The sequence below is a fragment of the Stenotrophomonas sp. KH_052 genome (assembly GCF_057838755.1).
On record NZ_CM174475.1, the window covers coordinates 128,596 to 144,017 of the forward strand.

At 66.4% G+C, this 15,422-nt stretch carries 2 protein-coding genes; both read left to right on the top strand.

Translation table 11 applies throughout. The features are described 5' to 3' along the window. The first annotated feature begins 71 nt into the window (after positions 1 to 71). Positions 72 to 14,972: a hemagglutinin repeat-containing protein gene (locus tag AC3ITW_RS00540; protein ID WP_489389954.1), complete on the top strand. Its 14,901-nt coding sequence runs from the start codon at positions 72 to 74 to the stop codon at positions 14,970 to 14,972. 38 nt (positions 14,973 to 15,010) lie between these two features. After that, a complete protein-coding gene (locus AC3ITW_RS00545; protein ID WP_229298236.1) occupies positions 15,011 to 15,316 on the top strand; it encodes a hypothetical protein in 306 nt (101 codons plus the stop codon). Positions 15,317 to 15,422 lie beyond the last annotated feature (106 nt).

A 15,422-nucleotide genomic window follows, 5' to 3' on the forward strand; every position in this document is an offset into this window, starting at 1 on the left:
CGGCCAGCACGATGCGGTAACGCGCAGACCGCTGCGCGCACAACCCAACAGCACCGAAAGGAATCAGCGCCGTGAACAAAGTCTACCGTCTGGTCTTCAACCGTACGCTCGGGGTCATGCAGGTGGCGTCCGAGCTGGTCAACGCCGCCCGCGGTGGTGCCGACAGTCGAGAGGGCCATGCGGTCGGCACCCTGCGTCCGATCAGTTTCGCGCTGTGGCTGGTGCTGGGATGGGTGGGGCTGGTGCAGCCGTTGTCGGCGCAGCAGGCGCCGGCCGACCCGGGCCGTATTGCCGCCGATCCCGGCGCACCGGCAAACCAGCGCCCGACGGTGATCACCTCGGCCAATGGCACGCCGCAGGTGAATATCACCACGCCCAGCGCTGGCGGCGTGTCGCGCAATTCCTACCAGCAGTTCGATGTCGGCCAGCAGGGCGTCATCCTCAACAACTCGCGCGGCGACGTGCAGACCCAGCTGGGCGGCTGGGTACAGGGCAATCCGTGGCTGGCCACCGGCACCGCCCGCGTCATCCTCAACGAGGTCAACAGCAGCAATCCCAGCCATCTCAATGGCTACGTGGAAGTTGCCGGTACCCGCGCGCAGGTGGTCATCGCCAACCCGGCCGGGATCCAGGTCAATGGCGCGGGCTTCCTCAACGCCAGCCGGGTGACCCTGACCACCGGCACGCCGATCGTCAGCAATGGCGTGCTGGAAGGCTATCGCGTGGAAGGCGGCAGCATCGGCGTCGGTGGCACGGGCCTGGATACCAGCCGCGCCGACTACACCGACATCATCACCCGCTCGCTGCAGGTCAATGCCGGCATCTGGGCCAACCAGCTGCAGGCCAGCCTGGGCAGCAACGTGGTCAGTGCCGACCACAGCAGCGTGCAGCAGCAGAAGCCCACGTCCGCCGCGCCCACCTTCGCGCTGGATGTGGGCGCGCTGGGCGGCATGTATGCCAACCGCATCTGGCTGGTCGGCAACGAACATGGCGTGGGCGTAAGCAATGCCGGCAAGATCGGTGCCCAGGCCGGCGAGCTGGTGGTCACCGCCGACGGCCGGCTGCAGAACACCGGCGCGATGCATGCGCAGCAGGACCTGCGTATCGACGCCAGCGCGGGCATCGCCAATGCCGGCACGCTCAGTGCCGAGCGCGAGCTGCGCGTGCAGACCCCGGCAGATGTCGACAATAGTGGCGGCACGCTCAATGCGCGACGCATCGAAGTGAATGCCGATGCGCTGCGCAACCGCGGCGGCAGCATCGAACAGCTTGGAACGCAAGCGCTGCAGCTGCAGGCCGCCGACCTCAGCAACCTGCAGGGCCGTATCGGCACCGTGTCCAGTGTTTCGCCAGGCACCGGCACCGGCGGCACCGGCACCCCGCCGGGTACGGGTACGCCAGGCACGGGTACGCCAGGTACCGGCAATCCGGGCACGGGTACCCCGGGCACTGGCACTCCCGGCACCGGCGGCGGCACCCTGCCGGTCACACCACTTCCGCCGCTGGCGGCCGGCGTGCTCAACATCGCAGGAACGCTGGGCAACGATGGCGGCCGCATCGAAGCCAGTGGCGACCTGCAGCTCAGCGCCCGCAACAGCCTGGACAACAGCGACGGCACGCTGGGGGTAAGCACCCTGCTGGTGCAGGGACAGGCGCTGCGCAACATGCGCGGCACCTTGCAGGTCCAGGGCGCGGCCAGCGCACAGGTGCAGCAGCTGGACAACAGTGGCGGCCGCATGACCTTCGCCCGTGGCTTCGAGCTGCAGGCGCAATCGGCAATCAATCGTGGCGGCAGCCTCGCCCACGGTGGCAGTGCCGGCACGATCTGGACGATCGGCCAGCTCGACAACAGCGAGGGCAGCATCTCCAGCAATGCCACGCGGCTCGGCCTCGACATCGGCACCCTGGTCAACACCCGGGGCAGCATCAACCACGCCGGCAGCGAGGGCCTGCTGCTGCGTGCGGAGGTACTGGATGGCGTGCAGGGCAGCATTGCCACCGCCGGCGCGGCAGACCTGCTGCTGGGCCGCGCCGACCACCGCGGTGCGCAGCTGATCGCCCGCCAGCTCGGCCTGAGCGCACAGGACTTCGACAACCGCGGCGGCCGCGTGCTGTCCACGGGGCTGCAGGCCAGCACGCTCAACGTCCGCAATCACCTGGACAACAGCGACGGTGGCCTGCTGGCCAGCAATGCCGACCTGCAGATCGATGCAGCGTCCTTCGGCAATGCCGGCGGCACCGTGCAGCAGGCGGGCACCGGCAACCTGCGCGTCACCACCGCCAACCTGCAGGGCCAGGGCGGCACCGTTCTCAGCAACGGCACGCTGCAGCTGCACGGCGACACCCTGAATCTGCGCAATGGCACCACCGCCGCGCAGCGCATCGATGTGCGCGCCGGAGACCTGACCACCGCCGGCGGCACGCTGACCTCGACCGGCGGCGATGCGCTGCAGCTGCAGGTATCGCGCACCCTGGACAACAGCGGCGGCACCGTGGGCGCCAATGGTGCGCTGGACATCAACAGCGGCATCCTCATCAACGACGGCGGCAAGCTGATCGCCGCAGGCACCGGCACCAGCCGCATCCACGCCAGCCAGCGGCTGCAGAACCAGCGCGGCCTGCTGTCCGGCAATGGCGATCTGGATATCAAGACCGATGGCCTGCTGAACGAGAGCGGCAGCATCGACCATGCCGGCACCGGCACGCTGCAGATCGACGCGACCACCGTGCAGGGAGCTGCTGGCAGCATCGCCAGCAATGGCCTGCTGCAGTTGAGCGGGCAGCAGCTGGACCTGCAGAAGGGCACCACCCGCGCCCGCGAGGTGCAGATCACGGCCACCGGCCTGGACACCAGCGGCGGCAGCCTGTTGTCACTGGGCAACAACGCGATGCAGCTGCAGGTGCAGGGCCTGCTGCGCAACGACGGCGGCAGCATCAGCGCCAATGGCGCGCAGCAGATCCAGGCGGGTGCGCTGTCCAACCGCGGCGGTGCGCTCAATTCGGCGGGAACGGCGGCTTCGCAGATCCGGGTCGACGGCACGCTCGACAACAGTGGCGGCAGCATCGCCAGCAATGCCGCCCACCTGCAGCTGAAGAGCGGCGCGCTGGTCAATGCCGGCGGTACGCTCAGCCATGCGGGCAGCGACGGCCTGATCATCGACAGCGGGCGTCTGGACGGAGCAAAGGGGCAGATCGCCACTGCCGGCGCCCTGCAGCTCACTGCGGCCGAGGTCGATCACCAGGGAGCGTCGCTGGCTGCCGCGCAGCTGGACATCACGGCGACCGGGTTCGACAACCGCGGCGGGCGCATCATCGCCACCGGTACCGGCGGCAATACGCTGCGCGTGCAGGGCACGCTGGACAACGGCAATGGCGGCACCCTCGCCAGCAATGGCAACCTGGATATCCACGCGCGTACCTTCGGCAATGCCGGCGGAACCGTGCAGCAGGCCGGGTCCGGCAGCCTGGTCATCACCACGCAGGACCTGACCGGCGCCGGTGGAACCCTGCTCAGCAACGGTTCGCTGGAGCTGCAGGGCGACACCCTCGATCTGCGCAACGGCACCACCACCGCGCAGCGCATCAGCATCGACGGCGACACCGTGATCACCGCCGGTGGCCAGCTGAGTGCGCTTGGCACCCAGGCGCTCCAGCTGCAGGCCCGCAGCCTGCTCGACAATACCGGCGGAACGCTGGGCAGCAATGGGGCCATCGATGTGCACGCAGGCCGCTTCGTCAACGACCATGGCAAGTTGATTGCCGCCGGTGATGCTGCATCCGCAATCCGCGCCGCGCAGCTGGAGAACCGCAGCGGCTCGATCTCCGCCAACGGCAACCTGCGCATCGAGGCGCAAACGCTGTCGGGCCAGGGCGGCAGCATCGGTGCCGCCCGCGCGCTGTCACTGCAGGGCGGGTCATTGGATCTCCGCGGCGGCAGCGTGGCGGCCGAGCAGCTCGATATCGTGGCCGACAGCCTGGACAACAGCGCAGGCGCGCTGCGCGCAACCGGCAGCGGGACGCTGGCACTGCAGGTGAGCGGCCGCTTGGCCAATGACGCGGGCACCATCGCCAGCAACGGTGCGCAGCGCATCGAAGCCGGCGAACTCTCCAACCGTGGTGGCACGCTCAGTTCGGCGGGCAGCGCCACGACCGAGCTGCACGTAGCGGGCCTGTTCGACAACAGCAACGGCGTGCTCGCCAGCAACGGCACCGCGCTGAAGATCGATGCCGGTCACATGGCCAACGTGAAGGGCACGCTCAGCCACGCCGGCACCCAGGGCCTGCTGCTGCGCACCGGGCAACTGGACGGCCAGGGCGGCAGCATCGCCAGCGCAGGCGGCATCACCCTGCAGGCGGGCAGCGTGGACCATCGCGGTGCCACCCTGCAGGCCGAGCGCATCGCGCTGGACGCACAGTCCTTCGACAACCGCGCCGGCAAGGTCATCGCGACCGGTGCCGAGGGCAGCACGATCAACGTGGTCGGCACGCTGGACAACGGCGAGGGCGGCCTGCTGGCCAGCAATGGCGACCTCAGCATCCAGGCGGCGGTGTTCGGCAATGCCGGCGGCACCGTGCAGCACGCCGGTGAAGGCGTGCTGTCGATCGACGCCGGAACGCTCAACGGCACCGGCGGCACGCTGGTCAGCAATGGCAGCCTGTTGCTCAAGGGCACCACCACCGACCTGCGCGCGGGTATCACCTCCGCCAAGCGGATCGAGATAGACACCGGCTCCCTGATCACCGCCGGCGGCACGCTCACCGCCACCGGCAATGACATGCTGCGGCTGAGCGCGCGCGAACGGATCGACAACAGTGGCGGTACCGTGTCCAGCAATGGCGCGCTGGACCTGCGCAGTGCCGCGCTGGTCAACGCGGGCGGCACGCTGCAGTCGGCGGGTACAGCGGCGAGCCAGCTGATCATCGGCCAGGACATCAACAACCGCGGCGGCCGCATCCTGGCCAACGGCGGGCTTGGCATCAGCTCCGGCAGCATCGACAACCAGGGCGGCACGCTGCACAGCGCTGCCCGGCTGGTGGTCAAGGCCGATGGCCTGCTCGACAACAGCAACAAGGGCGTCATCGCCAGCGGCGCGGGCATGCAGGTGGCGGCAACTTCGCTGGACAACCGCAGCGGCAGCATCGAGCAGGCCGGTGACGGCCTGCTGCAGATCGATGCCACCACGCTGCAGGGCCACGCCGGTCGCATCGTCAGCAACGGCGAGCTGCAGCTGAAGGGCGAGACCCTGGATCTCAGCGCAGGCACCACTGCCGCGCAGCAGGTCAGCATCGAGGCCGGCCAGCTGGACAACACGGCCGGTACGCTGAACGCCACCGGCAGCCAGGCGATGTCGCTGCAGGTGCGTGGTGCGCTCGGCAATGACGGCGGCACCATCGCCGCCAACGGCGCACAGCAGATCAACGCCGGTTCGCTGTCGAACGCAGGCGGCACCTTGAGTTCGGCAGGGACCTCCGACAGCCGGATCACGGTCACGGGCCGCTTCAACAACGGCGGTGGCACCCTCGCCAGCAATGCCGGCAACCTGCGCCTGGACGCCGGGCAGCTGGTCAATGCCGCAGGCAGCATCGTCCATGCCGGGAAGGGCATGCTGACCGTGAAGGCCACCCAGCTGGACGGGGCCGGCGGCAGCATCGCCACGGCAGGCGCACTGCAGCTGGATGCGGTGAGCGTGGACCACCGCGGTGCCACGCTCAATGCCGATCACTTCACCGTCAACGCCGACCGCTTCGACAATCAGAACGGCAAGCTGCTGGCGACGGGCACGCAGGCCAGCACCGTGCAGGCCACCACCTCGCTGGACAACGGCGGCAACGGCCTGATCGCCAGCAATGGCGACCTGACCCTGACCAGCGCATTGTTCGGCAATGCCGGCGGTACCGTGCAGCAGGCCGGTACCGGCACGCTGGCGATCAACGCGCACACCTTGAATGGCCAGGGCGGCAAGCTGCTCAGCAATGGCGCCCTGCAGTTGACCGGTGAAACCACCGACCTGCGTGATGGCACGCTGTCCGCTGCCCGCATCGCTGTGGATACCGGCACGCTGCTCAACGCGGGCGGTTCGATCATCGCCTCCGGCACTGATGCGTTGAAGGTGTCTGCGCGCGACCGGCTGGACAACAGCGGTGGCACGCTTGCCGGCAATGGCGCGCTGGATCTGCGCAGCGCGCAACTGCTCAACAACCTGGGTACGATCCAGGCCGCCGGCAGCGGCAGCAGCACCTTGGCGATCACCCATGCGCTGGAGAATCGCGGTGGTCGCATCCTGACCACGGGCGATGCAGGCATCAGCGCGGGCACGCTCGACAATCGCGGCGGCACCGTGCACAGCGATGGCAACAGCGCGCTGACCGTGCGCGTTGACGGCCTGCTCGACAACAGCGACAAGGGCACCCTGTCTGCGGGGGGCGCGTTGCTGGCCGAGGCACAGGCCATCAACAACAGCAGCGGTACCGTGGCGGCAGGGCAGAACCTGCAGCTGACCAGTGCCGATCTGCTGCGCAACGAAGGCGGCCTGGTCCAGGCCGGCAAGCACCTGCAGGTCTCGGCCAGCGGCGTGAACAACAACAGTGGCCGGATCATCGCCAACGACCTGCAGCTGGATACCCGCGGCCAGGCGCTGGACAACCGCAGCGGCATCATTGCCAGCCTTTCCGGAAATGCAGCGCTGCGCAGTGGTGCGCTGGACAACACCGGTGGCCTGCTGCAGTCGGCGGCAGCGCTCAGCATCGACACCTCCGGACAGCGGCTGACCAATGCCGCTTCCAATGGCAACGGCATCGTCAGCAGTGGCACGCTGCAGATCCGCAGTGGCGATCTGGACAATCGAGGCGGCTCGGTGTTCGCCAAGGCCGGCGTCGACGTGCAGGCCGTCAACATCGACAACAGTGGCGGCGGCTCGCTGGTGAGTGCAGCCGACCTGCTGCTGCGCGCGCAGCAGCTGGCCAACAGCGGTGGCAGCGTGACCGCCGGTGGCAATGCCGACATCGGTTTGCAGGGCGCCCTGCTCAACAGTGGCGGGCTGGTGGCGGCGACCGGCCGCCTCGACCTGCAGGCCGGTTACATCGACAACCGCAATACGCTCAGCCAGGCCAATGGCCCTGCGCTGGGCTTGCAGGGCAAGAACCTGCAGGTGACCACCGGCAACCTGGACAACCAGAACGGCCAGGTGATTGCCGACAACCTGCTGCTGCAGGTGAACCAGCGCCTGGACAACAGCGGTGGCCAGGTGTCGGCGGCGCTGACCTCCGATGTCCGCGCCGATACCTTGGTCAACAGCGGCGGCACCCTGGTGGCCGGCAGGCAGCAGACCCTCCGCACCCGCGAAATCATCGGTGATGGCCGGCTGATGTCGCAGGGTGACATGACCCTGGAGCTGGGCCAGAGCCACACCAACCGTGGCGAGATGGTGGCCAACGGCACGCTGAGCCTGTCCATCCACGGCAACCTGGACAACAGCGGCAAGCTGGCGGGTGCCAACGTCAACATCAATGCCGGCAACATCACCAACGCCTCCACCGGCGAGATCAGCAGCATCGGCCTGACCCGCCTGGCAGCGGGCGGCGCACTGGTCAACTACGGCCTGCTGGACGGCAACGTCACCCACATCACCGCCGCGAGCGTCGACAACATCGGCAGCGGCCGCATCTACGGTGACCGTGTCGCCATCCAGGCGGGCTCGCTCAACAACCTCGCCGCCAACATCGGCGGCGTGGACCGTGCAGGCACCATCGCCGCGCGCCAGCGTCTGGACCTGGGCGTCGGCACGCTGACCAACAGCGGCAAGAGCCTGATCTTCAGTGATGGCGACGCCGCGATCGGCGGCGCCCTGAACGGCCTGGGCGCGGTAGGCAGTGCCCAGAAGGTGGACAACATCGGTTCCACCATCGAGGTCAGCGGCAATCTGGACCTGTCCGCGCTGGCGGTGAACAACATCCGCGAGAACGTGGTCGTGGAGAAGGTCACCACCGTGCATGCACCGGTCCGGCTGGAGCAGCCCGGCTGGTTCAAGAACGCCACCAACAACAACCGTGATTTCCGCGCGACGTCGAACTACCAGCCGTACGAGATCTACTACCTCGATCCGTCGGACATCCTTGAAGACACCCCCTATGTCACCCCGGATGGCCAGCAGATCCGCAAGGCGGTTATCCGGCTGACCAGCAACACCAGTGCCTACGCCTTCGCCCGCGGTGGCGCGTACGGTGCGCGCGCGTCGCGCGAGCGCCTGAACGTGCAGGACGGCACCGTCACGGTCTACTACGTCGGCCGTGCAGACAACCGCAGCAACCCCGATCAGCTCGGCGCTGGTGCGGAAGATCCCTTCCGCGACCTGTCCACCCGCGGTCCCGGTTCGCCGCCGATCGAGTACGTGACCGATACCCTCAGGTACAACAACGCCTACGGTACCTGCACCACCACCTGCGTGCAGATCATCACCTATCCGGACTATGACAATCCGGAATCGATGCTGATCAACATGCAGCGTCATACCCAGGACACCAGCGGCAACGAGAAGACCCGCGTTGCCACCCGCACCACCGTGGAAGATGTGGTGGTTTCGGCAGGCAACAACGCGGTGATCAATGCAGGCGGCAACATGCGGATCAGCACCGATCGGCTGGAGAACCGGTTCGCCAACATCGCCGCGGGTCGCGACCTGGCCATTGTCGGCCTGAACCGTGACCAGTCCGAGGTGATCAACGCAGCCGAGCAGCTGACCCGCACCAGCACGTTCGACAACGTGTCCATCACCTACGGTGGCTCCTCCAGCCGCTGGAAGGCGGCCCCCATCACCGAGAAGACCGGTGCGCTGGGTTCGTCGATAACGGCGGGCGGCAAGCTCACCATTGATGTCGGCAACCTGCGCAACGACAACACCGGTGGCAGCAACCCCAACGCCGGTGGTGGCAAGGGCACGGCACAGCTGGATACCGGCGGCCGCGGTGCGGGTGCGGTCGGTCCGGGCGCGGGCAGCGTGCAGGGGCCTGGCCAGAGCACCGGCCAGGGTGCGGGCAGCGTGGACGCGCAGGGGCCGGGCACGGCCGGCGCGGCGCAGGGCGCCAATGGCGGCCACCAGCAGGCGGTAGCCCAGGCCGACGGTGTCCGCGCGGATGCAGCCGGTGCACAGGGCCCCGGCCAGGCCGGCAATGCCGGCAGCGGTGCCGGCACGGCGCAGGACATCAGTGCGGCACAGGCCGGGCAGGCCAATGCCAATGGCCCGGCGGCGGTCCGCGCCGGGGAGCATGCCGGCAGTGGTGGCAACACCGCCGTGGAGGGCAAGCAGGCTACAACGACAACCGGGACCGACCCGCGCGTGGTGGTGACCACCAGCCCGAATGCCAGTGCACCCACCGCCAGCCTGTTCAACGTGGACGCCAACCGTGGCAATCACATCGTGGAAACCGATCCGCGCTTTGCCAGCTACCGTGATTGGCTCAGCTCGGATTACCTGCTGCAGCGCGCAGGCTTTGATCCCGCGCAGACGCAGAAGCGCCTGGGTGACGGCTTTTATGAGCAGAAGCTGGTACGCGAGCAGATCGGCGAGCTCACCGGCCGCCGCTTCCTTACCGGCCACGGCAGCGACGAAGAGCAGTACCGCGCGTTGCTGGAGGCAGGTGCCACTGTCGCGAGCGAATGGGGCCTGCGACCCGGCGTGGCGCTCACGGCCGAGCAGATGGCACGCCTGACCAGCGACATCGTCTGGCTGGTGGAGAAGGACGTCACCCTGGCTGATGGCTCGGTGGTCCGCGCGCTGGTCCCGCAGGTCTACCTGCGGGTGATGCCGGGCGACCTTGGCAACGACGGCGCACTGCTGGCCGGTGCCGAAGTGGACATCAAGCTGCGCGGCGACCTGGTCAACAGCGGCACGATTGCCGGCCGCCAGCTGGTCAGCATCGATGCCGGCAACATCCGCAACCTGTCCGGTGGCCAGATCAGCGGTGCCCAGGTGGGCCTGTCGGCGCGGCAGGACATCGACATCATCGGCAGTACCGTCAAGGCCACCGATGCCCTCGCATTGAAGGCCGGCGGCAACATCACCGTGGCCTCGACCACTACGGAATGGAAGGACCAGGGCGATCGCCTGTCGCAGCAGAAGACCACGCTCGATCGGGTGGCTGGCCTGTATGTCACCAATCCCGGTGGCGATGGCGTGCTGTCGGTGGTGGCTGGCGGCGACATCGGCCTCAAGGCAGCGGAGATCCGCAATGCCGGCACCCATGGCATCACCCAGCTGGCTGCCGGTGGCAATCTGGACCTGGGCGCGCAGACGCTGGGCCAGAGCAGCGCGCTGAACCACGACAGCCGCAACTACACCAGCAACAGCCAGACCACGCACGCGGTGTCTTCGATTGAAGGCGCTGGCGATGTGCTGCTGGTCGCAGGCAAGGACATCAACCTGGCCGCAACCCGTATCAAGACCGGCGGTGGCATGGCTCTGCAGGCTGGCGGCGACATCAACAGCCAGGTACTGGTGGACAGCAGCAGCAGCGATTTCAATGCCGGTGGCAAGCGCAGTTCACTGCAGATCAGCCAGAGTGATGAGATCGTACGTGGCAGCCAGTTGTCTGCTGGTGACAATGTTGTGCTGAAAGCGACTCGCGATATCAATCTGACCGCGACCCAGGTCGCCAGTTCGGATGGCACGCTGAGCGTGGTGGCCGGTCGCGACGTCAACCTGCTCTCGGCCAGCGAGACGCATGACTTCAGCCTGGACAGCTACGACAAGAAAAAGAAGACCCTGTCGAGTACCACCACCACCCGCCACGCCGAGAGCAGCGACAGCTACGCCATTGGCACCGCTTTGCAGGGCAAGGCGGTCAATGTCAACGCGGGCCATGACCTGACCGCAGTCGGCACGGTGATCGACGCCACCGGCAACGTCACCCTGGGTGCTGGCAACAACGTGCTGATCGCCTCCGCGGAAGACCATCACAGCAGCGAGTCCAGCCAGAGCAAGAAGAAGTCCGGCTTCACCGGTGGCTTCGCCAATGGCACTGCATCGATCGGCTATGGCAGCTCGAAGAACAGCAGCAGCACCGCCGAACAGTCGACCACCCAGGTTGGTTCGGCCATCGCCTCGCGCGAAGGCAACGTGCTGATCAATGCGGGCAACCAGCTGACGATCGCGGCGTCCGACGTGGCCGCCGGCAGGGACCTGACTCTGGTTGGCAGGGACATCAACCTGATTGCCCGCCAGGACACGGTGGATACCCAGGCCAGCCAGTCGAGCAAGTCCAGCGGGTTCTCGGTGGGCGTCACCTACGACCCGGCCAAGGCGTACCGCACCGCACGCGACAACGCTACCGAAGGCATGGCCGACAGCGGCACGATGATGGGCCGGATTACGCGTACCGCCGAAGGCGTGGCGGCCGGCGTGTCGGCGGCCGTGCTACCGGCGATCACGGCCGGCAGCCAGAGGTCCAACAGCAACCAGAGCCACTCCAGCAGTGATGCACGGGTCAGTAACCTCAACGCGGGAGGCAATCTCACATTGATCGCCAATGGCGGCTCGATCACCAGCCAGGGCGCGCAGATGTCGGCCGAGGGTGATGCCGCGCTGCTGGCCACCAAGGACATCGTGTTCGACGTGGCGCACAACACGGAGCGCAGCAGCAGTGACAGCCGTGGCAAGGGCTGGGGTATTTCCACCAACTCGGCCGGCCTGCCATTTGGCACCAACAACTCGCGCAGCGATGGTGCCGGACAGAGCGACACCATCACCGGTACCCAGCTGTCGGTGGGCGGTGGCGTGCGCATGGCCACCACCGAGGGTGATATCCGCCTGACCGCCGCCAACATCGCGGCCGAGAAGGACGTCAACATCCGTGCCGCAGGCGATCTCACGATCCGTAGTGGCCAGGATACGGTCGGCAATGCCAACCGTTCGGATAGCAAGGCGATCGGCACTGTCCAGATTTCCGACACCGAGAAATTCTCCGGTTGGCATCGCGAGCAGCACCGTGACGACAGCGCGCAAGTCTCGCAGGTGGCCAGCACCGTCGGCAGCCTCGGCGGCAGCGTCAACCTTACCGCGGGCGGAAAATACACGCAGACAGCGAGCAATGTGGTCGCGGCCCAGGACGTGAACATCACCGCCGCCCAGATCGAACTGCTGACCGCCGATGAAAGCGGGCACTACTCGCAGAGCGACAAGGACCTGAAGATCGGTGCGTTCGCACGAGTGAAATCGCCGTTGATCGATCTGCTCAACAACGTCGATGCCGCACGCAAATCCGACGGTCGCCTGCAGGCGATGCAGGGCCTGGCGGCTAGCGCAAACGCCTACCAGTCGGCGAGTGCGATCGCAGACATGGCCAAGGGCGCTGGCGGCGGCTCCCTGCTCAGTGCGGAAGCGGGAGTGGGCTTCAAGACCTCAAGCCGCAGCGCTGATGGCAGCAGCCAGGTCTCGCGCGGTTCGACCATCCAGGGCGGCGGCAACGTCAACCTGACCAGCACCCAAGGCGACATCCACGTGGTGCAGGGCAGCCTGAGCGCGGGCAGTACGCTGGCGCTGGACTCGGCGCGCGACATCCTTCTTGAAGCGGGGCAGGCCAACCTGCAGAGCAAGAGCAAAGGCAGCAACGCCGGGGCCGAAGTGGGTGTCGGCGTGTCGGTCGGCGCGCAGACCGGCGTCTATGTCTACGCCGAGGCCAGCGTGGGCAGCAGCAAGTCGAATGCGGAAAGCAGCACCTGGCAGAACACCACGCTGGCCGGTAGCACCATCTCGCTGAAGGCGGAAGGAGATACCACCCTGCGTGGTGCCACCGCCACCGCGGACCGCATCGACGTCAAGACCGGTGGCACGCTGACCATCGAATCGCTGCAGGACATCGCCGAAAGCATGTCCAAGGACAACCAGGTAGGGGGCCGCGTGCAGGTATCTTTCGGCACTGCCTGGAACGTGAACGGCTATGCCAGTGCCGGCAAAGCCAACGGCAGCTACCAGGGCGTCGGTCAGCAGAGTGGCCTGTTTGCCGGTGATGGTGGCTACCACGTGGATGCCGGCCATGTGAATCTGATTGGCGGCGCCATTGCCAGCACCCAGACGGGCAACAGTGAGTTGACTGCACAGACGTTGACTTTCACCGATCTGAAGAACGAGATGGATTACCGCGCAAGTTCGGTTGGCATCAGCGGAGGTTTCGGGTCGACCGGCAAGGTGGCCACCGATGCGGACGGCAATCCGATAGCGGCACCGAATGCCGCAGGCCAGTTGAAGGACATCGGCAACACCATCACCACCGGCGGGTACGGCAAAGCCAACACGACGACCTTCAGCCCGGGCATCCCGATGACCGAGAGCGGCCATGACAGTTCCACCACTTACGCCACCCTGACCGGCGGCAACATCACCATCGGTGGCAAGAAGGTCGATGCGGCCGATCTTGGGATCAACACCGACGCCAGTACCGCACACAAAGCGCTCGATACGCTGCCGGACCTGCAGCAGATGCTGCAGCAGCAGCGCGCGATGGCTCAGGCGACCGGCACCGTGGTGAGTGTAGGGATGCAGATCCGCTCCGATATCAATGCGTCGATCGACGCAGCAACGGACCGCCGGGAAGCCGTCAAGGCCATTCTGAACGACCCGGAACAGCGCGCCGCATTGACGCCGGAACGCGAGGCCCAGCTAATTGCAGTTGGCGTGGCGGCCAGCGGTGAGATTGATCGCCTGCAGAGGGCCGGTGTGCTGGTTGGGGCGATCACCGGGGGTCTCGCGGCTTCGTCGGGCAGTGCGGGAAGCATTGTGGCGGGCACGTTGGCACCTGCGATTTCCTATCAGATCGGTCAGTACTTCAAAGAGAACGCCGACAGGAACATGGCTGATGGAGGAAGCCGCAGTGAAGAGGGAAGCGCCACGCATCTGCTGGCCCACGCCTTGCTCGGTGCTGCGGTGGCGTCAGCCGGCGGAGACAATGCGCTGATAGGTGCGTTGGCGGCCGGGAGTGCCGAAGCGGCAGCCCCTTCCATCGCCAGGTTCATGTTCGGCAAGGACAGCAAGGACCTGACCGCCAGCGAGAAAGAAGCGGTCAGCACCGTTGCCGGAATCGGCGGGGCAATGCTTGGCACGTTCCAGGACGGCATGCTGGGCGCTGCTGCCGGCAACAACGCCGCAAAGAACGCGGTCGAAAACAACTGGGGAGAGGTGGGGCACTACTCCACAACGGCGACGATTCTTTACCTGAGTGGTTTCACGGAAAGCGACGCAAAGGGCATTGCGGCTGCAACGTGGGCGCCTGACACGGATCGACGAAACGCCATCACGCCTTTCAACGTTGCCTGGGCAAAATTCAAGGGCACGCCACAGCAACACAACCATGCCTTGGGTGGCGAAATGGACCCGGAAGCAGTCAGGGCCATCCAGGCGGAACTGGGGGAAAAGGTTGCTGTGATCCTGGCCGATATCAAGAGGAACGAGAACAATCCCGAGGCCAAGAGGGCCATTCTCGACAATGTTGAGACGCAACGGGTGTTGCACCTCTTTGGCGATTCGTTTGCCCACGTTCAACGCGATGGCACGCAGTTCAAGCCGGTCCTGGGGCATGCCAAAGCATCGACACAGGATGAAGGCATCAACGATCCGGACAACCCGTACACGCATCGGGATGCCTATCTGGCCTATAGTCTCGCCCTTTACAAGGCAGCGACGGGAGCGTCCAAGGGCAAGGCGCTGGGCGATGCCAACTACATCGCCGACCTGGCTTCCCGGGTTTCTGCAGTCAATGGGGAGGCGGCGCAGAAGGGTGTGCTGGATGCTGCGGCGTCGTTCTTCATGCCAACCAGGACATCAGGGTTGGTCGATGCTCCGATGTCAGATTGCGGGTGGTACTGCACATACGTGCCTGCAGGGTGGATGGCGAGGCCAGAGCTTGAAAAAATCTATCGAAAGCCAGTCGAGGTTCCGCAGACTCCGGTGATCGACTGGACGAAGTTCTCCCAAGGGCGATGGTGAGCGTGATGATGAGAACATGGGGGAGCCGATTGTTGCGTGTGGTCGCCAAGGCCGGCGACTGGCTGCACCTGCTTCTGTGGGCCGCTTCAATCACCTATCTAATGCTTTCGTTCCTGAGTTGGACGGTGTTCCACGACTACACTTTTATGGGGCTGACCGCCAACAGCTTCTATGTACGCTATCGCGATTTCATCTTCTGGTATTCGTATGCTGCGGTGCCTGTGCTCACCGCTGTGGTGATAGCCCTGATCTGGATCAGGCGCCGGGTGGCCCCAGCGGAGATGCTGATAGCCTTCGTTGGCTGGGGCCTGCTACTTTTCCATCTGTCTCTCGTACGCTCCTAGCGGACGGCGGCTGAAGGCCGCTGCGTTGACCTGCAGGTGTGCCTTCAGGCCCTGATGAAGGCGGGACAGCAGTCCACAGGCTGGACGTGCCTGTAGCCTGGTGCCT